Below are 243 nucleotides of genomic sequence, written 5' to 3'. Positions count from 1 at the left end.
CTAGTTGTGAGTTATGAGGATGAGTATTATGAGTCGTACTCTCTCATCTAACCCAACTTCCAGAATTTCCAATCTTTAATCAATGAACGTTTTTTTATCTCGTTTGCCGAGAACTTCTGCACCCCTTCGCCAAGGCTTCGGTGTACGCAGTAGTCTCGGGCAGACTCGAACTGCCGACCTCTACATTATCAGTGTAGCGCTCTAACCAGCTGAGCTACGAGACTGTATTTATTGACAGCTTAA

The 243-nt window shown here is 44.4% G+C and carries 1 tRNA gene; it reads right to left on the bottom strand.

Features of this window, described 5'->3' with window-relative positions:
- Positions 1-150 precede the first annotated feature (150 nt).
- Positions 151-224, bottom strand: a tRNA-Ile gene (locus tag IS446_RS00030).
- Between the last annotated feature and the right edge of the window lie 19 nt (positions 225-243).

It is taken from the genome of Robertkochia sediminum (assembly GCF_016786255.1).
Taxonomy (GTDB): Bacteria; Bacteroidota; Bacteroidia; order Flavobacteriales; family Flavobacteriaceae; genus Robertkochia; species Robertkochia sediminum.
This window is presented reverse-complemented; position numbering and strand designations above follow the sequence as displayed.